Origin of the sequence: Streptomyces sp. ML-6 (assembly GCF_030116705.1) — a bacterium.
GTDB lineage: Bacteria > Actinomycetota > Actinomycetes > Streptomycetales > Streptomycetaceae > Streptomyces.
Genome location: NZ_JAOTIK010000001.1, coordinates 744,407 through 769,218, shown reverse-complemented (window position 1 = coordinate 769,218; position 24,812 = coordinate 744,407). Strand labels below are relative to the sequence as shown.

Here is a 24,812-nt window from a genome sequence, read left to right as displayed (position 1 = left end):
GCTCCCGGCACTCCGGGCCTCCCGCCTGCCGCTGCCGGGAGGCCCGACGGCGCGACGACGTCATCGGGGCGGCACCGCGCGGCCCGGCTCAGTTCCGTTTGTCGTCCCAGGGCGTGCCCAGCCAGCTGTCGAAGGTGGGGATCAGCGCCGCCAGCGCGGCCGCCAGCCGCCAGTCGACCCAGGGCGCGTGGACATGGACCTCGTTGTCGTCCGAGAGGAACTCCAGCGGAACCTCCCGGCCGGCCCGCCAGATGATGCGACGCGGCCCGCGCGCCACGTCGCCGCCCCCGCTCAGGACACTGCCCACACCGATGGCCGTCTGGAGGGGCAGCAGCAGCCACCACACGAACCACCAGAAGATCCGGCCCTTGAAACCGACCGCCTCCGGGCAGCCGGGCTGCGCCACCGTCCACCGGGTCCGCAGCCCCTTCCCGGAGAGGGCCTTCTCCCGCACGAGCACGCCGATCGTCTCGCCCCCCGCCCCCAGCACCCGGTAGACGCAGACGCCGTCGGACGCGGACTCGGTGACCAGCGTGGCCAGCCGCTCCCGGCGCTCCGGATCCGCCCACAGCACGAAGGAACGCGCCCCCGACTTGCGGGCCGCCAGATACGCGGACACACCGCCCGGCGGCAGCTCGCGCTCCACGTGCGCCACCTCCCGGCGCCCGCCGTCGGCCTCGTCGGTCGCCTCGACGACATGACCGACGGGCACGACCGCCCCCGGGACCGCGGCCCTCGCCCCGCCGCCCTTCCCGGGCCGTACCACCGGCTTCATCGCCAGTACGTTGCTCACCGGGCAACCCCCTCCGTCATGTGCTCGGAAGTCGCACAGTAGACGGGCGCTCTGGAAAGATCGATTCCGTGGTGTCCGCCGAACTCTTCCCCGAGCCCCTCCCCGCCCCGGCCCCCGGCGCCGAGCCCGCGCCCGGGGACGGCCCGGCCGCCCGGCGACGGGTGGTGCGCTGCCGCCTGTGCGGCCGTCCGCTCACCGGTACCGAATCGCGCCGCACCGGCCTCGGCCCCGCCTGCGACGCCAAACTGCACCCCGCGCCCCCGGACATCCGCACCCGCCGCCACGAGGTCGAGCAGGACCCGCTGCCCGGCGTCTGAAGAGGTACGGCTACGAGCCCAGGGCCCGGAACAGCCCCTCCTGCACCACGGACACCAGCAGATTGCCCGCGCGGTCGTAGATCCGGCCCCGGGCCAGCCCCCGACCACCGGTCGCGATCGGCGACTCCTGGTCGTACAGGAACCACTCGTCGGCCCGGAACGGCCGGTGAAACCACATGGCGTGATCCAGGGACGCCATATCGAAACCGCGCGGCCCCCACAGCGGCTCCACCGGGATGCGGACCGCGTCCAGCAGCGTCATGTCACTCGCGTACGTCAGCGCGCAGGTGTGCACCAGCGGATCGTCACCCAGCGGGCCGACCGCCCGCATCCACACCGCGCTGCGCGGATCGGAGCCCTTGACCTCCTCCTTCGTCCAGCGCAGCCGGTCGACGTACCGAATGTCGAAGGGCTGCCGCCGAGCCATCCTCTCCAGCGCCTCCGGCAGCACGCCCAGATGCTCGCGCACCTCGTCGGCGACGGTCGGCAGCCCCTCCGGGTCCGGGACCTCCCGGGCCGGCGGCAGCTGGTGCTCGAACCCCGCCTCCTCCGGCCGGTGGAAGGACGCCGTCAGATTGAAGATCGTCCGGCCCTGCTGGACGGCCGTGACCCGGCGCGTGGTGAACGACCGGCCGTCCCGGACGCGCTCCACCTCGTAGACGATCGGCACCCCCGGCCGCCCCGGACGCAGGAAGTACGCGTGCAGCGAATGGACCGGGCGGTCGCCCTCGGTGGTCCGGCCGGCCGCGACCAGCGCCTGCCCGGCGACCTGCCCGCCGAAGACCCGTTGCAGGGACTCCTCGGGGCTGCGCCCCCGGAAGATGTTGACCTCGATCCGCTCCAGGTCCAGCAGGCCGACCAGGCGATCGGCAGGGTTCGTCATGCGGTTCTTCCCCACTCTCGCTGCGGTGTCCCCACGGCGGACGCCCTCACAACTGGCCCACGGAGGTGACCTTGACGACGGCCCGGCCCTCCTCGTCGGAAGCGGCCAGGTCGATCTCGGCGCTGATGCCCCAGTCGTGGTCGCCGTTCGGGTCGGCGAAGGCCTGCCGGACCCGCCACAGCCCGTGCGCCGGGTCCTCCTCGATCTTCAGCAGCTTCGGACCGCGGGCGTCCGGGCCGGTGCCCAGCTCGTCGTACTCGTCCCAGTAGGCGTCCATCGCCTCGCCCCACGCGTCCTCGTCCCAGCCCGCGTCGCCGTCCAGCTCGCCGAGCTCGCCGACCCGGTCCAGCGCGGCCAGCTCCACCCGGCGGAACATCGCGTTGCGCACCAGCACCCGGAAGGCGCGGGCGTTCGCCGTCACCGGCTTCACCTCGTCGGCCTTCTCCTGCGCCTGCTCGGCCGTCTCGATCTCCGGGTTGGCCAGCTGCTCCCACTCGTCCAGGAGACTGGAGTCCACCTGACGGACCAGCTCGCCGAGCCAGGCGATCAGATCCTCCAGGTCCTCGGACTTGAGATCGTCCGGAATGGTGTGCTCCAGCGCCTTGTACGCGCTCGCCAGATAGCGCAGCACGATGCCCTCGGTCCGGGCCAGCTCGTAGTGCGAGGTGAACTCCGTGAACGTCATGGCGCGTTCGTACATGTCACGGATCACGGACTTCGGCGACACCGGGTGGTCGCCCACCCACGGGTGGCTCCTGCGGTACACGTCGTACGCGTGCCACAACAGCTCGCTCAGCGGCTTCGGGTACGTCACTTCCTGGAGCAGCTCCATCCGCTCCTCGTACTCGACCCCGTCCGCCTTCATCCGCCCGACCGCCTCGCCGCGCGCCTTGTTCTGCTGCGCCGCGAGGATCTGCCGCGGGTCGTCCAGCGTCGACTCGACGACGGAGACCATGTCCAGCGCGTACGAGGGGGAGTCCGGGTCCAGCAGGTCGAACGCGGCCAGCGCGAAGGTGGACAGCGGCTGGTTGAGCGCGAAGTCCTGCTGGAGGTCGACGGTGAGCCGGACGATGCGGCCCTCCGCGTCCGGCTCGTCGAGCTGCTCCACCACGCCGCCGTCCAGCAGCGAGCGGTAGATCGCGATGGCCCGGCGGATGTGCCGCAGCTGCGCCCGGCGCGGCTCGTGGTTGTCCTCCAGCAGCCGCCGCATCGCCTCGAAGGCGTTGCCGGGGCGCGCGATCACGGACAGCAGCATCGTGTGCGTGACCCGGAAACGGGAGGTCAGCGGCTCCGGATCGGACTGGATCAGCTTGTCGAAGGTGGTCTCCGACCAGGCGACGAAGCCCTCGGGGGCCTTCTTGCGGACCACCTTGCGCTTCTTCTTCGGGTCGTCGCCCGCCTTCCTGACGGCCTTCTCGTTCTCGATGACGTGCTCGGGCGCCTGGGCCACCACGAAGCCCGCCGTGTCGAAACCGGCCCGGCCCGCCCGGCCCGCGATCTGGTGGAACTCACGGGCCCGCAGCGTCCGCACCCGGGTCCCGTCGTACTTGGTGAGCGCCGTGAACAGCACCGTGCGGATGGGGACGTTGACGCCGACGCCGAGCGTGTCCGTACCGCAGATCACCTTCAGCAGACCCGCCTGGGCGAGCTTCTCCACCAGGCGCCGGTACTTCGGCAGCATGCCCGCGTGGTGCACCCCGATGCCGTGCCGCACGTAGCGGGAGAGGTTCTTGCCGAACTTGGTGGTGAAGCGGAAGTTGCCGATCAGATCGGCGATCTTCTCCTTCTCCTCCTTGGTGCACATGTTGATGCTCATCAGCGACTGCGCCCGCTCGACGGCCGCGGCCTGGGTGAAGTGCACGATGTAGACCGGCGCCTGCCGGGTGTCCAGGAGCTCGGTGAGGGTCTCGGTGATCGGGGTCAGCCGGTACTCGTAGCTGAGCGGCACCGGCCGGGTCGCTGAGCGGATCACGGAGGTGGGACGGCCGGTGCGGCGGGTCAGGTCCTCCTCGAACATCCGGACGTCGCCGAGCGTGGCCGACATCAGGACGAACTGGGCCTGCGGAAGCTCCAGCAGCGGGATCTGCCAGGCCCAGCCGCGGTCCTGCTCGGCGTAGAAGTGGAACTCGTCCATCACGACCTGGCCGATGTCGGCGTACTTGCCGTCGCGCAGCGCGATGGAGGCCAGCACCTCGGCCGTGCAGCAGATCACCGGGGCGTCGGCGTTGACCGAGGCGTCGCCGGTGAGCATGCCGACGTTCTCCGTGCCGAACAGCTTGCACAGGTCGAAGAACTTCTCCGAGACCAGCGCCTTGATCGGCGCGGTGTAGAAGGTGACCTTGTCCTGGGCCAGCGCGGTGAAGTGCGCGCCCGCCGCGACCAGGCTCTTCCCGGAGCCGGTCGGGGTGGACAGGATCACGTTCGCACCGGAGACCACCTCGATCAGTGCCTCCTCCTGGGCCGGATAGAGGGAGATGCCCCGGCTCTCGGTCCATGACGAGAAAGCCTCGAAGAGGGCGTCGGGGTCGTCGGTCGGGGGCAGCTGATCGATAAGGGTCACGCCCCCATCTTGCCTGCCTTCCGCCCGGATGAGGGAACCGGACGACCGTATGAAGATCATGGGCGATACGCTGCCCACTCAACTCGGCCGTGCCACAACGGCAAACGGCGGCAGGACGATTTTGGGGGCGGGAAGCACCATGATGGGACCGGCACACTCGCTGTCAGGGGCGGCGGCCTGGCTGGGGGTGGGTGCCGTGGCGGCCGCCACGGACCACGCGATGCCGTGGCCCGTCCTCGTCGTGGGCGCGCTCATCACCGCCGGAGCCGCGCTCGCCCCGGACCTCGACCACAAGTCCGCGACCATCTCGCGCGCCTTCGGACCGGTCTCCCGCGGGCTCTGCGAGATCGTCGACAAGCTCTCGCACGCCGTCTACAAGGCGACGAAGATGCGCGGCGACTCGCAGCGCAACGGCGGTCACCGGACCCTGACGCACACCTGGGTCTGGGCCGTCCTGATCGGCGCCGGGGCCTCCGCCGCGGCGGTCACCGGCGGCCGGTGGGCGGTCCTGGGGATCCTCTTCGTCCACCTGGTGCTGGCCGTCGAAGGACTGCTGTGGCGGGCCGCCCGGATGTCCAGCGACGTCCTGGTCTGGCTGCTCGGCGCGACCAGCGCCTGGATACTGGCGGGCGTCCTGGCCGAGCCGGGCAACGGCTCCGACTGGCTGTTCACCGCCCCCGGCCAGGAGTACCTGTGGCTCGGGCTGCCGATCGTGCTCGGCGCCCTCGTCCACGACATCGGTGACGCGCTGACCGTCTCGGGCTGCCCGATCCTGTGGCCCATCCCGATCGGCCGCAAGCGCTGGTACCCGGTCGGCCCGCCGAAGGCCATGCGGTTCCGGGCCGGCAGCTGGGTGGAGCTGAAGGTGCTCATGCCGGCCTTCATGGTGCTCGGGGGAGTGGGCGGGGCAGCGGCGCTGAACATCATCTGACCGCCGGGGCCGGGACACCGCACAGTGCCCCGGCCCCGACCGCTCCACAGCCCCCCGCCGGGACCGCACGCCTTCCGGCCGGGGGATTTTCATCGCCCCGGCCGGAAGGCGTGCGGTCCCTCGGCCGCGGTGGTCCCTCAGCCGTGCCAGGACCGCCACAGCGCCGCGTACGCGCCGTCCGCCGCCACCAGTTCGTCGTGGTTGCCCAGTTCACTGATCCGGCCGCTCTCCACCACCGCGATCACATCCGCGTCGTGCGCGGTGTGCAGCCGGTGGGCGATCGCCACGACCGTGCGCCCCTCCAGCACCCGGGCCAGCGACCGCTCCAGGTGCCGGGCGGCCCGCGGGTCCAGCAGCGACGTCGCCTCGTCCAGCACCAGCGTGTGCGGATCGGCCAGGACCAGCCGGGCCAGGGCGATCTGCTGGGCCTGGGCCGGGGTCAGCGCCAGACCCCCGGAACCGACCTCGGTGTCCAGCCCCTCCTCCAGCGCCCTCGCCCAGCCGTCCGCGTCGACCGCTGCGAGCGCCGCCCACAGCTCCGTGTCCCCGGCACCCGCACGGGCCAGCAGGAGGTTGTCCCGCAACGAACCGACGAACACATGGTGCTCCTGGTTGACCAGTGCCACATGCGCACGCACCTGCTCCGCCCTCATCCGGGACAACTCCGCCCCGCCGAGCGTCACCTCACCCGCGCGCGGCGCGTAGATCCCGGCCAGCAACCGGCCCAGCGTGGACTTGCCGGCGCCCGACGGGCCGACCAGCGCCATCCGGGTGCCCGGCGCCACGTCCAGCGACACCCGGTGCAGGACGTCCAGCCCGGCGCGGTAACCGAAGCGCACCTCGTCGGCCCGCATCTCCCGACCGTCCGGTACCACCTCCGCGTCGCCCGCGTCCGGCTCGATGTCCCGTATGCCGACCAGCCGGGCCAGCGACACCTGGGCGACCTGCAACTCGTCGTACCAGCGCAGGATCAGGCCGATCGGATCGACCATCATCTGCGCCAGCAGCGCACCCGTCGTCAGCTGCCCCACGGTCAGCCAGCCCTCGATGACGAACCAGCCGCCGAGCATCAGCACCGCGCCCAGGATCGTCACATAGGTGGCGTTGAAGACGGGGAAGAGCACGGAACGCAGGAAGAGGGTGTACCGCTCCCACGCCGTCCATTCCTTGATCCGCCGGTCCGACAACTCCACCCGGCGCGCGCCCAGCCGGTGCGCCTCCACGGTCCGCCCGGCGTCCACGGTCTCCGCGAGCGTCGCCGCGACCGCCGCGTAACCGGCAGCCTCCGAGCGGTACGCGGACGGGGCCCGCCGGAAGTACCAGCGGCCGCCGACGATCAGGACCGGCAGCGCGACCAGCACCGAGAGCGCCAGCGGCGGGGCCGTCACGGTGAGCGCGCCCACCAGCAGCCCCACCCACACCACACCGATCGCCAGCTGCGGCACGGCCTCGCGCATCGCGTTGGCCAGCCGGTCGACGTCCGTGGTGATCCTGGACAGCAGATCACCCGTCCCGGCCCGCTCCAGCACCCCCGGCGGCAGCCTCACCGACCGCACGAGGAAGTCCTCGCGCAGATCGGCCAGCATCTCCTCGCCGAGCATCGCGCTGCGCAGCCGCATCATCCGGGTGAACACGGTCTGCACCACCAGCGCGAGCGCGAACACCCCGGCCGTGCGCTCCAGATGCAGGTCCCGGACCCCCTCGGAGAGATCCTCGACCAGCCCGCCCAGCAGGTACGGGCCGACGATCGAGGCGATCACCGCGACGGCGTTGAACGAGATCAGCACGGCGAACGGCCCGCGATGGCGCCGCAACAGCTCCCGCACATAGCTCCGCACGGTGGCGGGAGTACCCACCGGCAGGGTCGTCGCCGATTCCGGCGCGGCCGGGTCGTACGCCGGTTCCGCGACGCCGATCATGCCCGTTCCTCGATTTCCTCGATCGTCCTGAACGCGTCCCCGGCACCCGGGGCGGCGATCTCGTCGTCCGTCTCGCGTGTCACGACCGCCCGGTAACGGGGCTCCGTGCGCAGCAGCTCGCGGTGCGAACCGACCGCGACGACGGTGCCCCGGTGCGCGAGCACCACCCGGTCGGCCAGGTCGAGCAGCAGCGGCGACGAGGCGAGCACCACGGTGGTGCGGCCCCGGCGCAGCTCCTTGATCCCGGCGGCCACCCGGGACTCCGTGTGCGAGTCGACGGCGGAGGTCGGCTCGTCGAGAACCAGCACCTCCGGGTCGGCCACCAACGAGCGGGCCAGGGCCAGGCGCTGGCGCTGGCCACCCGAGAGCGAACGGCCGCGCTCGGTGATGCGCGTGGTCATCGGATCGCCGCCCGCATCGGCGGACGCCTGCGCCAACGCGTCCAGCACATCGCCGCACCGGGCGGCGGCCAGCGCGTCCTCGGCGGCCACCAGACCGGACGACGGCACGTCCAGCAGCTCGCCCAGCGTGCCGGAGAGCAGCACCGGGTCCTTGTCCTGGACGAGCACGGCGGTACGGGCGGTCTCCAGCGGGAGTTCGTCCAGCGGTACGCCACCGAGCAGGACGGACGGGACCGTTTCCGGCTTCGGCACGGCTCCGTCCGTCCCGTCCTTCGCCGTACCCCCGTCCCCGTCCTTCGCCGTACCCCCGTCCCCGTCCTTCGCCGTACCCCCGTCCCCGTCCGTGGCCGGGCCGGGCTCCGGCTCCGTCTGCGCGTGCCCGCCCAGGCGCTCGGCCAGCCGCCCCGCCTCGTCCGGGTCGCCGCAGACCACCGCGGTGAACAGGCCGGCCGGGGCCATCAGCCCGGTGACCGGGTCGTACAGATCGCCGGCCGGCGCGGTGTCGAGACTCGCGGGCCGGTCCGCGCGACTCAGCGACAGCACACGCACCGCGCGCTTGGCGGAGGGCCGGGAGAAGGAGTACGCCATCGCGATCTCCTCGAAGTGGCGCAGCGGGAACAGCAGCAGCGCCGCCGCGCTGTACACCGTGACCAGTTGGCCGACCTCGATCCGGCCGTCCCTGGCCAGCGCCGCCCCGTACACGACCAGCGAGATGAGCAGCACACCGGGCAGCAGCACCTGGATCGCCGAGATCAGCGACCACATCCGCGCACTGCGCACCGCGGCCTCGCGGACCTCCTGCGAGGCGTGCCGGTAGCGGTCGAGGAACAGCTCCTCGCCGCCGATCCCGCGCAGCACCCGCAGCCCGGCGACGGTGTCCGAGGCCAGCTCGGTCGCCCGGCCCGCCTTCTCCCGCTGGAGGTCGGCGCGCCGGGTGGCCCGGGGGAGCAACGGCAGCACCGCCAGGGCCAGCAGGGGCACGGAGAGGGCCACCAGGAGGCCCAGCGACGGCAGGTAGAGCAGGAGCCCCGTACAGATCAGCACGAGGGCGGCGGCGGCCGAGACGAAGCGGGACAGCGCCTCGACGAACCAGCCGATCTTCTCGACGTCGCCGGTGGACACGGCGACGACCTCGCCCGCGGCGACCCGGCGGGTCAGCGCGGAGCCGAGCTCCGCGGTCTTGCGCGCCAGCAGCTGCTGCACGCGCGCCGCGGCGGTGATCCAGTTGGTGATGGCGGTGCGGTGGAGCATGGTGTCGCCCAGGGCGATCAGCACGCCCAGGACCACGATCAGACCGCCCGCCCACGCGAGCCGGCTCCCGGAACGGTCCACGACGGCCTGTACGGCGAAACCCGCGGCGAGGGGGAGACCGGCCAGCGAACACTGGTGCAGCAGGCCCCAGGCCATCGACATGAGCTGTCCGCGGAGTTGATTGCGGCCGAGCCAGAGCAGAAACCGTGGGCCCGACCGGATATCGGGGTCGCCGGGATCCGAGTACGGAAGATCGCGAATCTGCATGACGTCCCATGGTTCGATGTGCCGGTTCGTGCAGCGAATGCCGCGAACCGTCCCAGGTTCGCCCCCGAACGTCAGTCGGAGCAATTGATTTTCTGGACGATCCGGACGGGGCCGCGGTGTCCGGAACGGTTCGGCCGAGCAGCACCGGACCCACGGCCCCGACCTGGGACGTCAGGCCTTTTCCGGATTCTCCGAGTCCATTCCGGGGCGGGCCTTCTTCCACTCGCCGCGGGTGAAGTCGGGGATCTGCTGCGGCGCGCCCTTCGCCTTGATCGACAGGTGGCTGAGCGGCACGGGCGCCGTCCACGTCGCCGCGTCGTACACGTCGAAGTCGGGGACGAGACCGAGCCGCATGCACTGCATCAGCCGGAACACCAGCATGTAGTCCATGCCGCCGTGCCCGCCGGGCGGATTGGCGTGCTCCTTCCACAGCCAGTGGTCCCAGTCCTGGTATGCGGAGAAGTCGCCCCAGCTGTCGTTCGTGTGGTCGGGCTCGATGTAGATGCGCGCGGGATAGTCCTCGAAGACGCCCCTCGTCCCGCCGAGGCTGTTGATCCGGGAGTAGGGGTGCGGGGTGGACACGTCGTGCTCCAGCCGGATGACCCGTCCCTTGGCGGTCTGGACGAGGCTGATCGTCCGGTCGGACTCGATGTAGGTCTCCTTCCAGCTCGGGTCACCGGCCGGCATGTGCTTCTCGCGGTACTCGGCGAGCCCGAGCGCCGGGGATCCGACGCTGGTGATGCTCACCGCGCGGTCACCGCGGTTGATGTCCATGTAGTTGGCGACCGGCCCGAAACCGTGGTTGGGGTAGAGGTCGCCGCGCAACCGGGTGTGCCACAGCCTGCGCCAGGGCCCCTCGTAGTAGTCCGGGTCGAACATCAGGCCGCGCAGATCGTGGTTGTACGCGCCCGCGCCGTGCAGGAGGTCGCCGAAGAGCCCGGCGTGCGCCATGCGCAGCACCCGCATCTCGTTCCGCCCGTAACAGCAGTTCTCCAACTGCATGCAGTGGCGTCTGGTGCGCTCGGAGAGGTCGACCAGCTCCCAGAGCTGATCGAGCCGGAGCGCGATCGGACACTCCACACCGACGTGCTTGCCGTTCAGCATGGCGGTCTTCGCCATCTGGAAGTGGGAGTCCCAGGGCGTCGCCACGTAGACGAAGTCGATGTCCCCGCGCCTGCAGAGGTTCTCGTAGTCGTCCTCGCCGTTGGTGTAGACGGCGGGCGCCGGCCGGCCCGCCGCGGTCACCTTCGCCGCGGCCCGCTGCGCCTTGTCCTTCACCGGGTCGCAGACGGCGACGACCTGCACGCCGCTGACGGAGAGGAAGAGGTCGATCATGCTGCCACCGCGGTTGCCGAGGCCGACGATGCCGACCCGGACGGTGGAGCGCCGGTCGAAGGGCACGCCCGCCATGGTGCGTCCCTGGCGCTTGGGGACGGACGTCTGTTCCGCGGCGGTGTCCTCGGGGCCCCGGGCAGGGGTGGCGGCGGAGGCGGTACCACCGGCGAGGGCGCCGAGCCCGAGCCCGGCACCGGCCACACCTGCGGTCGTGCGCAGGACCGAGCGACGGCTCATCGAGCCCTCGTCGCCGCCCTGAGTGCCGTCGTCCTGCTGTGCTGCGTCGTTCATCGATCCTCCGGAAGGGGGTCTGACGTGCGCGGCTTCTGAATGAACCTCGGTAAGGACCTTGGTAGTTGGCACTGTTGGTGCGCAAGGGGAGTGATTGGACTCCTGCTTTGAAACCATGGACTTTTGTGCGCGCAGGAAGGACTTTTCGTGCACGTGCGAACTTTCGTGCGCGCATGCACTTCCCTGTACCCGGACCTGCCCGCACACGAACCTGCCCCGTGCGCGGTCCTGCCGCGGGCGCGAATCTGCCCTGTACACGGCCCTGTCACGGACACGGCCCTGCCGCGTACGCGGTCCTGCCCGTACACGAATCTGCCATGTACGCGGAGCTGCTACGCATGCGAACTCTTCGCGCCCACACGGAAAAGCCGGACGGGCCCGACAGCACAGGCCCGTCCGGCGGGTCGGTCCGCGGGTTCGCCGCCTACCGCTGCCCGGGGTACGGGGGCGTCACCGCCCGACCGGCCCCGGCCGCGTCGCCCGTTCCAGCTCCATCAGGACCGAGTAGTACGAACGGCCCGTGGCCCGGTCCATCCCGATCTCGCACATCCGGTTGGCCGAGAGATGGGCGTCGTACTCCCGCTGCTTCACCTCGGCGGCCTCCTTCGCCGTGGCGGACTGCGTCAACTCCTTGTGCAGCATGCCGCGGTCGCCCGCGAAGGCGCAGCACCCGGCGTCGTCGGGGATCACGACCTCCTCCGCGCACGCCTCGGCGACCGCACGCAACTGCTCCACATCGCCCAGGTGTTGCATGGAGCACGTCGGGTGCAGCACCGCTGAACCGGTCTTCCGCAGCACGGTCAGCTCCGGGAGCAGTTCGTCGGCCGCCCAGACGAGGGAGTCGACGACGGTCAGCTCCCGGTGCAACTCGAGGTTGTCCTCGGTGAGGTACGGCACCACCTCGTGGGCGATGCCCAGGGTGCACGAGGAGGCGTCCACGACCAGCGGCAGCTTTCCGCCCGCCGTCCAGCCCCAGGCGGCCTCCACGATGCGGTTGGCCATCACGGTGTTGCCGTCGTCGTACCCCTTGGAGTGCCAGATCGTCGCGCAGCAGGTCCCCGCGACGTCGTCAGGGATCCACACCGGCTTTCCCGCACGGGCGGAGACCGCGACGACCGCCTCCGGCAGCGACGGGCCGCGATGCCCGTCGGGCCCGCCGAAGATGCGGTTCACGCACGCCGGGTAGTAGACGGCGCTCGCCCCGGTGCGGGAGGTGCGGGGCAGCTGCCGGGCGGCGGCGCCGGGGATCTCGGGCAGCCACTCGGGCACCAGATCGGGGCGCACGGCCCGGCGGGCGAGCCCGGTGATGGTCTCCAGCGGCCCGTCGCCGATGCGGTCGCCGATCCGGTCGGCCGCGGCGACCGCGAGCCGGGCCGCGGCCTCCACCGCCTTGAAGTTCTTCGCGGTGAGCGCCGCGATCCGCTCCTCGCGGGGCGAGTGCCGGCGGTGGCGGAAGTCCTTCATCATGGCGCCGGTGTCGATGCCGACCGGGCAGGCGAGCTTGCAGGTCGAATCGCCCGCGCAGGTGTCGACGGCGTCGTAGCCGTACGAGTCGAGCAGCTGCGTCTGCACGGGGGAGCCGTCCGGCTGCCGCATCATCTCCCGGCGCAGCACGATCCGTTGGCGCGGCGAGGTCGTCAGGTCGTGGCTGGGGCAGGTAGGTTCGCAGAAGCCGCACTCGATGCAGGGGTCGGCGACCGGCTCGACCTCGGGAATGGTCTTCAGTCCGCGCAGATGGGCCCTCGGGTCGCGGTCGAGCACGATGCGGGGGGCCAGCACCCCGTCGGGGTCGATGACCTGCTTGGTGCGCCACATCAGCTCGGTCGCCTTCGGACCCCACTCCAGCTCCAGGAAGGGGGCGATGTTGCGACCGGTGGCGTGCTCGGCCTTCAGCGAGCCGTCGAAGCGCTCCACCGTCAGGCGGCAGAAGTCGTCCATGAACGCGGCGTAACGGTCCACGTCGGACGGCTTCGCCGCGTCGAAGGCGAGCAGGAAATGCAGATTGCCGTGTGCGGCGTGGCCCGCCACGGCGGCGTCGAAGCCGTGTTCCTCCTGGAGCGCGAGCAGGGCCTCGCAGGCGTCGGCCAGCCTGGAGGGCGGCACCGCGAAGTCCTCCGTGATCAGCGTCGTGCCCGAGGGCCGGGAGCCGCCGACCGCGGTGACGAACGCCTTGCGGGCCTTCCAGTAACCCGCGATGGTCCCGGCGTCACGGGTGAAGCCATTGGTCACCGACGCCACCGGGGCGACCAGGTCGAGCTCCTCGACGACGGTCGCCGCCGCCCGCTCGTACGCCTCCTGACCGGCCTCGTCCGGGGCCCGGAACTCCACCAGCAGAGCCGTGGTCTCCTTGGGCAGCCCGGCCCAGTCCGCGGGCACGCCCTGAACGCTCACCGACGCGCGCAGCGTGTTGCCGTCCATCAGCTCGACGGCGATCGCCCCCGCCTCGTTGAAACGGGGCACGGCCGCCGCGGCGGCGGTGAGGGACGGGAAGAACAACAGGGCCGTCGAGACATGGCGGTCGAGCGGCAGGGTGTCGAAGACGACCTCGGAGATGAAGCCGAAGGTGCCCTCGGAACCGACCATCAGACCGCGCAGGATCTGCACGGGCGTGGCACCGTCCAGGAAGGCGTCGAGCCGGTAGCCGTTGGTGTTCTTGATCTCGTACTTGGCGCGGATCCGGGCGGTGAGCCCGGCGTCCGCCTCGATCTCCGCCTTCAGCGCCATCAGCGCCTCGCACAGCCGGGGTTCGGCGTGGGCCAGTTCCTCGTCCGCTCTCGGGTCGCCGGTGTCGACGACGGTGCCGCTCGGCAGCACGAAGGTGAGGGAGGAGACGGTGCGGTAGGAATTGCGGGTCGTGCCCGCGGTCATCCCGGAGGCGTTGTTGGCGACGACCCCGCCGATCGTGCAGGCGATGGCGCTGGCCGGGTCCGGGCCCAGCAGCCGGCCGTACCGGGCGAGGGTGGCGTTGGCCCGCAGGACCGTCGTGCCCGGGCGGATGCGGGCCCGCGCGCCGTCGTCCAGGACCTCGATGCCCGCCCAGTGGTGGCGCACGTCGACGAGGATGTCCTCGCCCTGGGCCTGCCCGTTCAGGCTGGTGCCGGCGGCCCGGAAGACGACTTCGCGGCCCCTGCCGTGCGCGTACGACAGGATCGCGGAGACGTCGTCGATGTCCTCCGGGACCACGACGACCTGGGGGACGAACCGGTAGGGGCTGGCGTCGGAGGCGTACTTCACCAGGTCGGAGACCTTCCACAGCACCTTCTCCGGCCCGAGCAGGGCGACCAGTTCGTCGCGCAGCGCATCGGGGGTGCCCGGAGCCTGGCGGGCGGGAACCCTGTCCACGGAGGGCGTACGCGGCACCTCGGGGCGGAGTGTTTCCGGCTTCGGCTCCAGCAGTGGCATGTCGGGTTCTCCTCGGCGGTTCGGTCGGTACGGCGGCGGACACGCCCGCGCCCGGCGGGCGCAGCACGGCCGCAGGTCTAGCAGCGGCGCTCCGGCATCCCGTTGACCAGGGCGGTCAGCAGTCCGCCGAGCACCTCGCGCTGATCGGCGGTCAGTGGAGCCAGGATCTCCTCCGCGGCGGCCCGGCGCGCGTCGCGCAGCGACCGGAGGGTGGCGCGGCCCTCATCGGTCATCTCGATCCGGACCACCCGGCGGTTGTCCGGATCGGGGGCGCGGCGCACCCGGCCGCTCGCCTCCAGGCCGTCGACCAGGCTCGTCACGGCACGCGGGACCACGTCCAGGCGCTGGGCCAGGTCCGCCATCCGGGGCGGGCGGTCGTAATGCGCGACGGTGCGGAGCAGGCGGAACTGCGCGGGGGTGATGCCGATCGGCTCCAGCTGGCGGCTCTGGATCCGCTGGAGCCTGCGGGTGACCCGCAACAGCTGCTCGGCGAGGACGCCGTCGGCGTCGGAGGAGTCCATGGGGGAACAATATCAGGACCTTGTGCATTGTGAGCGTAGGTAACAATGAGCTATGCTCCCAAAAGTCCTGACCGGTCGATCCCTCGGGGTCGAGCCGCCGCTGCCGCACGACCGGCGGCTCTCGCACGCCCGACGAAGGAGCCCATGAAACCCGACGAAATCAACTGGACGCCCCCGCCGCGGGACGGGGAGCGCCCACCCGCCGAGGTGCGACGCATCCTGCGCCTCTTCCGTCCCTACCGCGGCCGGCTCGCGCTGGTCGGACTGCTCGTCGGCGCCTCGTCGCTGGTGTCGGTCGCCTCGCCGTTCCTGCTGCGCGAGATCCTGGACACGGCCATTCCCCAGGGGCGTACGGGGCTGCTGTCGCTGCTCGCCCTCGGCATGATCCTCACCGCCGTGATGAACAGCGTCTTCGGAGTCCTGCAGACCCTGATCTCCACCACGGTCGGCCAGCGCGTCATGCACGACCTGCGCACCGCGGTCTACGCCCGGTTGCAGCGGATGTCGCTCGCCTTCTTCACCCGGACCCGCACCGGTGAGGTGCAGTCCCGCATCGCCAACGACATCGGCGGCATGCAGGCGACCGTCACCTCCACCGCCACGTCGCTGGTCTCCAACCTCACCGCGGTCGTCGCCACGGTCGTCGCCATGCTGGCGCTCGACTGGCGGCTCACCCTGGTCTCGCTGCTCCTGCTGCCGGTCTTCGTGTGGATCAGCCGCCGGGTCGGCCGGGAACGCAAGAGGATCACCACCCGGCGCCAGAAGCAGATGGCCACCATGGCGGCCACGGTCACCGAGTCGCTCTCCGTCAGCGGCATCCTGCTCGGCCGGACGATGGGCCGCTCGGACTCCCTCGTCAAGAACTTCGCCGAGGAGTCCGAGAAGCTCGTCGACCTCGAAGTGCGCTCCAGCATGGCCGGGCGGTGGCGGATGTCGACGATCGGCATCGTCATGGCCGCCATGCCCGCCGTCATCTACTGGGCGGCGGGGATCGCCCTGCAGTCCGGCGGACCGGCGGTCTCCATCGGCACGCTCGTCGCCTTCGTCTCGCTCCAGCAGGGCCTCTTCCGGCCCGCCGTGAGCCTGCTCTCCACCGGGGTGCAGATGCAGACGTCCCTCGCACTCTTCCAGCGCATCTTCGAGTACCTGGACCTCGACATCGACATCACCGAGCCCGAGAAGCCCGTCCGGCCGACGGAGATCCGCGGCGAGATCCGCTTCGAGGACGTCGACTTCGGCTACGACGACAAGAGCGGGCCCACGCTCGGCGGCATCGACCTCACCGTCCCGGCCGGCAGCAGCCTGGCGGTCGTCGGACCGACCGGATCGGGCAAGTCCACCCTCGGCCACCTGGTGCCCAGGCTCTACGACGTCACCGGCGGCAGGGTCACGCTCGACGGCGTCGACGTGCGCGACCTGGACTTCGACACCCTGGCGAGGGCCGTGGGCGTGGTCTCCCAGGAGACGTACCTCTTCCACGCCTCGGTCGCCGACAACCTGCGCTTCGCCAACCCGGACGCCACCGACGAGGAGATCGAGGCGGCGGCCCGCGCGGCACAGATCCACGACCACATCGCGTCGCTCCCCGACGGCTACGACACCCTCGTCGGCGAGCGCGGTCACCGCTTCTCGGGAGGCGAGAAGCAGCGTCTCGCCATCGCCCGTACGATCCTGCGGGATCCGCCCGTGCTGGTGCTCGACGAGGCGACGAGCGCCCTGGACACCCGCACGGAGTTCGCCGTGCAGGAGGCGATCGACGCACTCTCCGAGGGGCGCACCACCATCACCATCGCGCACCGGCTCTCCACCGTCCGCGACGCGGACCAGATCGTCGTCCTGGACGGCGGCCGGATCGCCGAGCGCGGCACCCATGAGGAACTCCTGGCACAGGAGGGCCGCTATGCCGCCCTGGTCCGCCGGGACACCCGGTTCACCCCCGCCCCTGCCACGGGCTGATCGGGACGGGAAGGTCCCGCCCCCGCTCGCCCGGCCTGTCCCGCCCGCCCGCACCCGTGGCTCGGTTCCACCGCTCCCGATTGCGCTCCGTCCGGAAACGCGGCGACGCCGCCGCTCCCGTGGGACGGGGAGCGGCGGCGCCGGGCGGAGCGATGGTCAGACGAGCCAACCCACGAAGTGGACGATGCCGGCGAGCAGGTTGGTGATGACGTTCATTCGGTGTTTCTCCTTGTACGTGTGCATATGTGGGACAGCGCAGTCGCGGTCTGCAGCCCGTCGCTTGCGCCCTGTAATCATCCTGCGTCGCAGGTGCCTCGGGCAACGAATGACGAAACGATCACGCGTTCCAGCGAACACCCGATCCCTTGTTCGTGTGTTCTGTTTTCAGGGTCGAGGTCATGTCGTCCGGAATCCGTGCCGTTCGAAGCCCGTGCAGCCCGGGGCGCGCGCAGTCCGGGGGTAGTGCGGTTCGAAGTTCGTGCCGCCCGGGGCTCGTGCCGCCCGGGGCTCGTGCCGCCCGGGGCTCGTGCCGCCCGGGGCTCGTGCCGCCCGGGGCTCGTGCCGTCCCTCACGGCGTGGCAGGTGCGAATTCCTCATCGGTCCGCGCCGTGGCGTCCCGCCCGTCCAGCAGTCGGGTGATCTCGTGCACCGCGGCCCGCCCCGCCCGGTTGGCGCCGATGGTGCTGGCGGACGGCCCGTAGCCGACGAGATGGATGCGGGCGTCCCGCACCGCCCGGGTGCCCTCGACCCGGATGCCGCCGCCCGGCTCGCGCAGCTTCAGCGGTGCGAGATGGTCGATGGCGGCCCGGAAACCGGTCGCCCAGAGGATGACGTCCGCCTCGACCGTCCGGCCGTCGTCCCAGGCGACCCCGTCGGGCGTGATGCGGTCGAACATCGGCAGCCGGTCGAGCACTCCCTGCTCGCGGGCGCGCCGGACGGCGTCGGTGAGCGGCAGCCCGGTCACGCTCACCACGCTCTGCGGCGGCAGCCCTCGCCGGACCCGCTCCTCCACCATCGCCACCGCGGCCCGGCCCCGGTCCGCGTCGAACGGGCCTTCCCGGAAGACCGGCGGCCGGCGCGTCACCCAGTACGTCTCGGCCGCCACGTCGGCGATCTCCATCAGGTGCTGCGTACCGGAGGCGCCCCCGCCGACCACCACCACGCGCTGTCCGGCGAACTCGGCCGGGCCCGGGTAGTTCGCGGTGTGCAGCTGCCGCCCCCGAAAGCTTTCCTGGCCCGGGTAGCGCGGCCAGAACGGCCGGTCCCAGGTGCCGGTGGCGTTGATGAGGGCGCGGGTGGCGTACATGCCCTCGGACGTCTGGACGAGCAGCCGCCCGTCCTCGCCCTCGCGCACCGCGCTCACCTCGACAGGGCGGTGGACCCGCAGGTCGAAGGCGTGCTCGTACCGTTCGAAGTACTCGCCGATGACCTCGGAGGAGGGGCGGTTGTCGTCAGCCCCGATGAGTTCCATGCCCGGCAGGGCGTGCATGCCGTGGACCTTGCCGTAGGTCAGCGAGGGCCAGCGGAACTGCCAGGCGCCGCCGGGGCGCGGGGCATGGTCGAGCACGACGAAGTCGCGATCGGGTTCCAGGCCGGTACGTCGCAGATGGTAGGCGCCGGACAGTCCCGCCTGTCCGGCGCCGATCACGACGACATCGACCGCACGTGTCGCAGCCACCCCAAAATCGTTCACGTTTCTACTAACCGTCGCGGAGGCTCGGATCTTCCCGGGACGGTACGGAGGAGAATCTCCCGGGACGGTACGGAGGAGAACCAAGGGGCCAGGAGATGTCCAGCCTCCTGCCCCCGGCTCCGCCCTCCCCTTCCCGGCCCCGGGCTTCCCTCTCCTGCCGTCGGTGGAGAGCCGTTACCGGGCGACCGGCCGCAGGCGAACGGGCAAGGACATGTGGCCGTTGCTGATCAGGGTCGGCAGAGGTCGCAGTTCCGTGGCGGGCACCGCGAGCCGGGCGTCGGGAAAGCGCGTGAACAGCAGGCGCAGGGCGGTGGCGACTTCGAGACGGGCGAGAGGGGCGCCGAGACAGTAGTGGACGCCGTGTCCGAAAGCCAGGTGGTCCTTGGTGGCCCGGGTGGCGTCGAAGAGGTCGGCGTCGTGACCGTGCCAGTCCGGGTGGCGGTTGGCGGCTGCGTAGGAGGCGAGGATCGCCTCCCCGGCCCGGATCGTCCGTCCGTCGGGCAGGGGTATGTCCTCGAGCGCGTAGCGCATGGGCAGGTGCTTGATGGCCGGCTCGTGGCGCAGTGTTTCCTCGACCACGTCGTTCCAGTCGCACCGGCCGGCGCGGACGTGGGCCGGCTGTGCCGGATCGGTCAGCAGGGAGGTGATGGCCTGGTCGATGAGGTTGAGGGTCGTCTCGTACCCCGCGCTGATCATCAGCACGAGGGTGCCGCGCAGTTCGGCGTGGCTGAGGGCACTGCCGTCGCCCTCCTCGTCGCGGGTGGCGATCAGGAGGGAGGTCATGTCGTCGCCGGGCGAGGCCTGCTTCATGGCGATCAGCTCGTCGAGGAGCTGGTAGAGGGTGGCCGTGTTCGCGGCGGCTTCGTCAGCGGAGAGGGTCGTGTCGAACACCCGGTCCACCACGGTACGGAGCCCGTTCAGCCGGGTGGAGGAAAGGCCCAGCATCCGGCCGATGACCGCGATCGGCAGTGGGTAGGCCAAGTGCTCGCGCAGGTCGACGACTTCACCGGCCGGGAGGGCGTCCAGGTCGTCGAGGATGCCGGTGACGAGGTCCTCGACGACGGGTGCCAGGGCGGCGACCCGGCGGGCCGAGAAGGCCGGGGCGATCAGACGGCGCAGGCGGCGGTGGTCGCTCCCGTAGGCGGTGAACATGTTGTCGACCGTCACCCAGAGAGCGAGCGGCCAGGTGGGGGCGGTGTCGGCGAAGGCGGGCCAGTGCGCTCGGGCGTCCTTGGAGACGCACGCACGGGTCAGGAGGTGCTTCAGGAGGCCGGGATCGGATACGGACCACGCGGTCACCCCGAGGATGTCCACGGGCGTGGCCGCCCCGCGGGCGCGCAGGGCCCGGTCCTCGGCGTGGTGGTCGGCACCAGTGGGGTCGAGAACGAGCGGCTGGTCATCGGGCATGCCCGGGGTTCCTTTCTGGTGGGTGCGGTACGGACTCCCGACGGAGCGGGTGGCACGTGCGGCGAGTCGCGATGACCTCGGAGGCCCGGGGAGGAGGAACCCGCCTGCGGGCCGAGGCCGTCACTCCATGGACCGAGCAGCTGACGGATCTGTGACACGCCCAAGGACCTGTCCTCCCGACAAGCGCCCGCAGGACGGAGCCGGGACGGGCGACGACTGGGGCGGCTCCCTCCCCAATGTCTGCTTCGGCCGTCTTCTTCAGCCGTCTGTTTCGCGCACGTTCCACCGATCGCATCGGTCAACATGCCTGATACGGCGACGGGCGGCCGCCTCCGCAACGTTTCAGAAACCGGCCAGGCACTTGTCGAGCACTCCGCCCAGTGCACCGTAGATGCTGCAGCGAATCGAGTGTTTTGCCCTGCGGCGCAGCCCGAACCCCACGAGGAACGACAACACGAAGAGCCCGCCGAGGGCCATCGCTGCGACCGGGTTGTAGAGGAAGTACACGAGGCATGCGACCCCGGCCCAGACCAGGATCGGCAGGAGCGAGCCGCGCAACACCGTTCCGAACCCGATCTGCTCCGGCCCCGGCGGCAGGACACGGTCATGCCATACCTCGATGTGGTTCCTGGTCGCACAGTACTCAGGTCGCATGAAGCCATCACACCACCGACAGCCCGGGCCTGATGCGGTGACCGCAAGAAACCGCCCGGGGGACAAGCAACGCAACATTGCCGAGTGGTGCGTCAATCGTCTGCAGCGGTGGCGCGAACCGGTCTCTTGATCTGGTCAGCCCGCTGACCGATGGGGTCAGTTGGTGGTTCTGGTGTTCAGCCCGGGCCTTCTGCTCCGAGCGATTCGGTGAAATAGCGCATGTGCTCAGGTGCGCAGGCGACCACGAAGCCGACGTGCCCGTCGTGGCACTCGGCGACGCTCCAGAAGGGGCGGATGATCCGGGGGTCTGATCGGGTCCGTCTGTGGATCTGGCGTATCGCGAGGTGTTCGGTCGGCAGAGCCCGCCGTGCGAGCGACTTCACCTCGGTGGGCGATACGTGCAGAGCAGTCCTGGAGGCTGCGAGGAAGACCACGCCCGGACTGCAATACGGGCGTTCGCCGAGGACGCACGCCTCGAAGAGGACCTCACCCCCCTCGGCAAAGGTGCGAGCCTGAGCCCTCGCCCGCCGTCTCCCACCGACATCGGGGACCAAGAGGTTTCCCGCCCCATCGATCAGGAAGGTGATCACCTGGGCACCCACTCCTGGTTCGCGACGCTGCTCGCCGAAAGCGAAGACCAGAGCCCTTGTGCAACATATTCGCCCTCACCTTCGTCTGATCGCAAGGCTCGTGCCTGAGTACGTGTTCGGTCAAGCGCCTGACTGCACCCCTCCCAGTCACACCTGATGACTCGAACGAAAAACGTCCGGTGCCGTGGCCGAGAGCGTTCACCGGGTCGAGGCGGGCCAGGAAACTGGGAGTGTGCTGTGCCAGCCCGGGTGTCAGGACGGTGGCGCTGTGACCAGACCCACCAGTGGTGCTCCGGTAGCAGCCAGTCCAGGGCACACCGGTCGGCGGAGTGGGTGATCACCGGGATTCGGCAACCGGACCACGGCAGAACCTCGTTGCCCGTGGTCGAGCCCCGTGAGAGCATCGAGGTTCTCGGTGGTCCGTCCCCTTTCGTTCGTGCCTCGCACCGCGAATGAAAGAGTGCGGACCATTGCCATGTCCAAGGTTTGGGTAATTCATCAAGATCTGTGAACTGCGAGGGCTGTTCGATGGACACAACAGAGCTGGCGGAATCCTGTATCGAGGATGCGGACAACGTCCTGGTCGCGCCTTCGTCGTTGCAGGATGATGAACTGGGCAGGGACTTCTTCGGGTCCACGATCACGCCGGAGGAACTTGCCTTCGGTTCGTCCGGCCTCGCGCAGAAGTCCGTCTATCTGTGCGGTGACATATCCGGGATCAGTGACCGCCAATTGCGCGATGCCGCCCGGGTATACGTGGTCCGGGAGCTTTCGCACGGCTACCACGAGGGGGTCGGCAACCCTTGGACCCTCGTCGATCTCGGCCGGGTTCCCGTACGCGTACACGGCGTCGGCGTGTACTACCGCCGGTTCTTCGGGCCCGATGACGATCACTTCGGACGGATCCGTGCTGAGCACGCTTTCCAGTCCCTGACGGAATCCACCAAGCCCGGGACGGCGCATCGCAGCGGCATCTATCTGACGCCCGTCACGCAAAGTGGTGACGAACTGCATTTCCGCCTGCTCCGGTGCTCCACGAATCTCTCGGGGCCGACCGAGAGCTTTCGCCCGACCGACACGCGCATCGTCGAGGCATTGAACCGCGAGGCCGCCACCGTCTTCCGGAACCATGCACCGCTGAATCACGTTCTTGCCCAGACCTATCACAACACCTTTGCCACGACCGAGCGCAAGCAGTCCAAGGCCAGGATCTCGGCCCATGCCGACAAGACCAAGGACATGCCCGTCAATGGGATCATGGCCTTCTGTACTTTCTATGACCGGCTCGAAAATCTGCAACCCCTGGCCGAAGACGCCTTCGACTACGGTGTGAAGCGGACCAGCGGGCTGACCAGACTCCAATTTCGCCTCAAGGAGCCAGCGGAGGAATACGGCGGGGGCGCGCTCCCGTCGAAGTTCGCCCTGACTCTCTATCCCGGCTCCGTGTTCTTCATGCCGCTGTCCACCAACCGCCTGTACACGCACGAGATCCGGCCGTCGACGTTGGACGCCGAGTTGCTCCCGACCCGTCTGGGATACGTGGTGCGCTGTTCGAACACCGAAGCCGTTCACAAGAACGGCCGGACGTTCCTCAAGAGGGCCGGAGGTCTGGTGGAGCTCGAGGCGCCCACACCAGCCGGCATGGATGATCTGCGCAGGCTGTACGCCGAGGAGAACAGGACCTCGTCCTTCATCGATTACGGCGAAAAATTTCTCTTCAGCATGAACACGGGAGACTACGTTGCCCCTCGGATCTAGGATCTCGGACGAGATCCTTTCCTGCGCTTTGTCGACCGAGGAGAACCTTTTCGCGGAGCTGTCCGCGTCGGCTCGTCTGGAAGACGTGGGAAAGGGTCGGCGAGGCGCCGTGCTTGCCAAGATCGACGAGGCGGGTGGTGTGCCGCTCGTCCGTACCACCACTCGATACGGCAGCCCAACGCAGCGTTTCCGGGCGGTGCACGAACGGCTGGCGCAGCAGATCCAGGAACGTGCGGCGTTTCCGGTCGGCTTCAACAACGCTCTCGTCGAGAGCTACACGAATGTCTACGCAACCATGGGCAGTCATTCCGACCAAGCGCTCGATCTGGTCGACGGATCGTTTATTGCCATCTTCTCCTGCTATCAACATCCTGGAGTCGGCCTGTCGAGGAAGCTGATCTTCGAATCAAAGGAATCCGAAGATGAGAAGTTCGAGATTCCCCTTGTTTACAACAGTTTTGTCGCCTTCTCCCTCGACACGAATCGGCGGCTCAAGCATAAGATTGTGTTGGAAGCGGCTGCCCGGGCGACGGAGAACCAATGGTTGGGCGTGACTTTCCGGACCTCAAAGACTCTCGTCCGGTTTCGCGACGGGCACGCATACCTCCCGCAGGGTTCGCGTCTCATGGCGGCCGACGATGAGCAGAGGCGCGAGTTCTACCAACTGCGGCGCCGTGAGAACAATGAGACGGACTTCCGCTACCCCTCGCTGGTCTACACCATCAGTGAGAGCGATCTGATGCCGCCCGCGTAGGTGGGGGATCATCGCCTCATGGGCTTCTACGGCGTCATCCTGACGATCCATCAGTGAAGAGCAATGCGCAGAGGCAGGTGGCCGGAGCCAGGGGGCGGAGTCCTCGTCATGTGGTTCGTCGGTGCCTCAAGCAGTAGACACAGCAGGTCAGTTGGGGCAGCCCAGGGCGGAGGCACCCTCGACCGAACGTGTCGTGGTCGTGGCCCGGCTCGGTGAACACTCGTGCAGCAAAATCCGTGTGACGGAACGACACTTCAGGTTTACTCGCGTCATGAACGATCGAACAGCCCCAGCACACAGCACCGGTCTGCTGACCGGCAAGACCGTGATGATCACCGGAGCGTCGAGCGGCATAGGCGAGGCCGCGGCGCGGCTCTTCGCCTCCGAAGGCGCGGCCGTCGTCCTCATGGCCCGCCGCGAGGACCGGCTCAAGGACCTCGTCCATGAGATCGAGGCATCCGGTGGGCGGGCGGCGTGCAGCGTCGGCGACGTGGCACTGGTCGACGACGTCGAGCGCGCCGTCGCAACGACCGTCGAACGCTTCGGCCGCCTCGACGGCGCCTTCAACAACGCCGGTTACGCCGGTTCCACCTTCGGCCGGTCGCACGAGCTGCCGGAAGAGGATTTTGACCGCGTCATGGATGTCAACGTACGCGGCACATGGAACTGCCTGCGCCGTCAGATCCCCGTCATGCTGGAAGCCGGTCACGGGGCGATCGTCAACACCGCCAGTTCGGCAGGTCTCATCGCCACCGGCGCACCCTCCCCCTACGTGGCGGCGAAGCACGCAGTCCTGGGCCTGACGAAGGCCGCGGCCGCTGAATACGGGGCGTCGGGCATCCGCGTCAACTCCTTGATCGTGGGCACCACCCGGACGGAAATGATCAATGCGGCGGTGACGGTCGAACCGGCTCTGGAGGAGGCGTTCGTCGCACGCCAGATCCAGAAGCGGATGGCCGAGCCGCGAGAGGTGGCGGAAGCGGCCCTGTGGCTGCTGAGCGACCGCTCCTCGTTCGCCACCGGCAGTCATGTGGCGGTGGACGGCGGCATTCTGGCCATCTGAGCGGGCAGGGGCCCGGGGCGGCCGGATGCCACCGGGCCCCACGTACGAGCGCCGCCGGCGCCCGTG

At 70.0% G+C, this 24,812-nt stretch carries 18 protein-coding genes; 6 read left to right on the top strand and 12 right to left on the bottom strand.

Annotated elements, in window-relative coordinates; all coding sequences use genetic code 11:
• Nucleotides 1-88: 88 nt before the first annotated feature.
• Entirely contained in the window at nucleotides 89-793 is a 705-nt protein-coding gene (locus OCT49_RS03310) for a hypothetical protein (RefSeq protein ID WP_283850399.1), read from the bottom strand.
• Between the two features lie 68 nt (nucleotides 794-861).
• On the opposite strand from OCT49_RS03310, the gene OCT49_RS03305 reads away from it, so the two are divergent.
• A complete protein-coding gene (locus OCT49_RS03305) occupies nucleotides 862-1,110 on the top strand; it encodes a DUF6011 domain-containing protein (RefSeq protein WP_283850398.1) in 249 nt (82 codons plus the stop codon).
• Between the two features lie 10 nt (nucleotides 1,111-1,120).
• On the opposite strand, the gene OCT49_RS03300 is transcribed toward OCT49_RS03305, so the two are convergent.
• Together OCT49_RS03300 and OCT49_RS03295 are read right to left on the bottom strand one after the other, a co-directional pair.
• Nucleotides 1,121-1,993 carry an acyl-CoA thioesterase gene (locus OCT49_RS03300; protein ID WP_283850397.1) on the bottom strand — a complete coding sequence of 291 codons (873 nt, stop codon included), beginning with the start codon at nucleotides 1,991-1,993 and terminating at the stop codon, nucleotides 1,121-1,123.
• Nucleotides 1,994-2,039: 46 nt separating this feature from the next.
• Entirely contained in the window at nucleotides 2,040-4,613 is a 2,574-nt protein-coding gene (locus tag OCT49_RS03295; protein WP_283850396.1) for a DEAD/DEAH box helicase, read from the bottom strand.
• Nucleotides 4,614-4,692: 79 nt separating this feature from the next.
• Between OCT49_RS03295 and OCT49_RS03290 the strand changes: the two genes are divergently transcribed.
• A complete protein-coding gene (locus OCT49_RS03290; protein ID WP_283850395.1) occupies nucleotides 4,693-5,484 on the top strand; it encodes a metal-dependent hydrolase in 792 nt (263 codons plus the stop codon).
• Nucleotides 5,485-5,621: 137 nt separating this feature from the next.
• Here OCT49_RS03290 and OCT49_RS03285 read toward each other — a convergent pair whose 3' ends face one another.
• The 5 genes from OCT49_RS03285 to OCT49_RS03265 form a co-directional block, all read right to left on the bottom strand.
• On the bottom strand, nucleotides 5,622-7,403 hold the full coding sequence (locus OCT49_RS03285) for an ABC transporter ATP-binding protein (protein ID WP_283850394.1): 1,782 nt from the start codon (nucleotides 7,401-7,403) through the stop codon (nucleotides 5,622-5,624).
• On the bottom strand, nucleotides 7,400-9,322 hold the full coding sequence (locus OCT49_RS03280) for an ABC transporter transmembrane domain-containing protein (protein WP_283850393.1): 1,923 nt from the start codon (nucleotides 9,320-9,322) through the stop codon (nucleotides 7,400-7,402). Before OCT49_RS03280 ends, OCT49_RS03285 begins: the two co-directional genes overlap by 4 nt.
• A 171-nt stretch (nucleotides 9,323-9,493) precedes the next feature.
• Nucleotides 9,494-10,948, bottom strand: coding sequence for a Gfo/Idh/MocA family protein (locus OCT49_RS03275; protein WP_283850392.1), 1,455 nt, complete (start codon nucleotides 10,946-10,948; stop codon nucleotides 9,494-9,496).
• Nucleotides 10,949-11,398: 450 nt separating this feature from the next.
• A complete protein-coding gene (locus OCT49_RS03270; protein WP_283850391.1) occupies nucleotides 11,399-14,350 on the bottom strand; it encodes an FAD-binding and (Fe-S)-binding domain-containing protein in 2,952 nt (983 codons plus the stop codon).
• Between the two features lie 77 nt (nucleotides 14,351-14,427).
• Nucleotides 14,428-14,871, bottom strand: a complete 444-nt coding sequence (locus tag OCT49_RS03265) for a MarR family winged helix-turn-helix transcriptional regulator (protein ID WP_283850390.1) — start codon at nucleotides 14,869-14,871, stop codon at nucleotides 14,428-14,430.
• 144 nt (nucleotides 14,872-15,015) lie between these two features.
• Here OCT49_RS03265 and OCT49_RS03260 point away from each other — a divergent pair, with 144 nt between their 5' ends.
• A complete protein-coding gene (locus OCT49_RS03260; RefSeq protein ID WP_283850389.1) occupies nucleotides 15,016-16,827 on the top strand; it encodes an ABC transporter ATP-binding protein in 1,812 nt (603 codons plus the stop codon).
• A gap of 568 nt (nucleotides 16,828-17,395) precedes the next feature.
• Here the strand turns inward: OCT49_RS03260 and OCT49_RS03255 are convergent.
• The 4 genes from OCT49_RS03255 to OCT49_RS03240 all read right to left on the bottom strand — a co-directional run bounded on the left by OCT49_RS03255 (nucleotide 17,396) and on the right by OCT49_RS03240 (nucleotide 21,171).
• Nucleotides 17,396-18,505: an NAD(P)-binding domain-containing protein gene (locus tag OCT49_RS03255; protein ID WP_283850388.1), complete on the bottom strand. Its 1,110-nt coding sequence runs from the start codon at nucleotides 18,503-18,505 to the stop codon at nucleotides 17,396-17,398.
• A 189-nt stretch (nucleotides 18,506-18,694) separates the two neighbouring features.
• A complete protein-coding gene (locus tag OCT49_RS03250) occupies nucleotides 18,695-19,927 on the bottom strand; it encodes a cytochrome P450 family protein (protein ID WP_283850387.1) in 1,233 nt (410 codons plus the stop codon).
• Nucleotides 19,928-20,269: 342 nt separating this feature from the next.
• Complete coding sequence (locus tag OCT49_RS03245) at nucleotides 20,270-20,581, bottom strand: hypothetical protein (RefSeq protein WP_283850386.1); 312 nt, start codon at nucleotides 20,579-20,581, stop codon at nucleotides 20,270-20,272.
• Nucleotides 20,582-20,757: 176 nt separating this feature from the next.
• Nucleotides 20,758-21,171 (bottom strand): hypothetical protein, encoded by a 414-nt coding sequence (locus OCT49_RS03240; protein WP_283850385.1) that lies wholly within the window; start codon nucleotides 21,169-21,171, stop codon nucleotides 20,758-20,760.
• 528 nt (nucleotides 21,172-21,699) lie between these two features.
• Between OCT49_RS03240 and OCT49_RS03235 the strand changes: the two genes are divergently transcribed.
• The 3 genes from OCT49_RS03235 (at nucleotide 21,700) to OCT49_RS03225 (ending at nucleotide 24,746) form a co-directional block, all read left to right on the top strand.
• The gene (locus tag OCT49_RS03235; RefSeq protein ID WP_283850384.1) at nucleotides 21,700-22,929 is read left to right on the top strand and encodes a hypothetical protein; all 1,230 of its coding nucleotides are present in this window, start codon (nucleotides 21,700-21,702) and stop codon (nucleotides 22,927-22,929) included.
• Complete coding sequence (locus tag OCT49_RS03230; protein ID WP_283850383.1) at nucleotides 22,913-23,683, top strand: alpha-ketoglutarate-dependent dioxygenase AlkB family protein; 771 nt, start codon at nucleotides 22,913-22,915, stop codon at nucleotides 23,681-23,683. The genes OCT49_RS03235 and OCT49_RS03230 overlap by 17 nt, the downstream gene beginning before the upstream one ends.
• A gap of 271 nt (nucleotides 23,684-23,954) precedes the next feature.
• Complete coding sequence (locus tag OCT49_RS03225) at nucleotides 23,955-24,746, top strand: SDR family NAD(P)-dependent oxidoreductase (protein ID WP_283850382.1); 792 nt, start codon at nucleotides 23,955-23,957, stop codon at nucleotides 24,744-24,746.
• Nucleotides 24,747-24,812 lie beyond the last annotated feature (66 nt).

Excerpts from the sequence above, each read along its gene's own strand:
- OCT49_RS03300 (WP_283850397.1), bottom strand. The coding sequence starts at position 1,993 with ATGACGAACCCTGCCGATCGCCTGGTCGGCCTGCTGGACCTGGAGCGG.
- OCT49_RS03295 (WP_283850396.1), bottom strand. The coding sequence starts at position 4,613 with ATGATCTTCATACGGTCGTCCGGTTCCCTCATCCGGGCGGAAGGCAGG.
- OCT49_RS03290 (WP_283850395.1), top strand. The coding sequence starts at position 4,693 with ATGATGGGACCGGCACACTCGCTGTCAGGGGCGGCGGCCTGGCTGGGG.
- OCT49_RS03285 (WP_283850394.1), bottom strand. The coding sequence starts at position 7,403 with ATGATCGGCGTCGCGGAACCGGCGTACGACCCGGCCGCGCCGGAATCG.
- OCT49_RS03280 (WP_283850393.1), bottom strand. The coding sequence starts at position 9,322 with ATGCAGATTCGCGATCTTCCGTACTCGGATCCCGGCGACCCCGATATC.
- OCT49_RS03275 (WP_283850392.1), bottom strand. The coding sequence starts at position 10,948 with ATGAACGACGCAGCACAGCAGGACGACGGCACTCAGGGCGGCGACGAG.
- OCT49_RS03270 (WP_283850391.1), bottom strand. The coding sequence starts at position 14,350 with ATGCCACTGCTGGAGCCGAAGCCGGAAACACTCCGCCCCGAGGTGCCG.
- OCT49_RS03265 (WP_283850390.1), bottom strand. The coding sequence starts at position 14,871 with ATGGACTCCTCCGACGCCGACGGCGTCCTCGCCGAGCAGCTGTTGCGG.
- OCT49_RS03260 (WP_283850389.1), top strand. The coding sequence starts at position 15,016 with ATGAAACCCGACGAAATCAACTGGACGCCCCCGCCGCGGGACGGGGAG.
- OCT49_RS03250 (WP_283850387.1), bottom strand. The coding sequence starts at position 19,927 with ATGCCCGATGACCAGCCGCTCGTTCTCGACCCCACTGGTGCCGACCAC.
- OCT49_RS03245 (WP_283850386.1), bottom strand. The coding sequence starts at position 20,581 with ATGCGACCTGAGTACTGTGCGACCAGGAACCACATCGAGGTATGGCAT.
- OCT49_RS03235 (WP_283850384.1), top strand. The coding sequence starts at position 21,700 with ATGGACACAACAGAGCTGGCGGAATCCTGTATCGAGGATGCGGACAAC.
- OCT49_RS03225 (WP_283850382.1), top strand. The coding sequence starts at position 23,955 with ATGAACGATCGAACAGCCCCAGCACACAGCACCGGTCTGCTGACCGGC.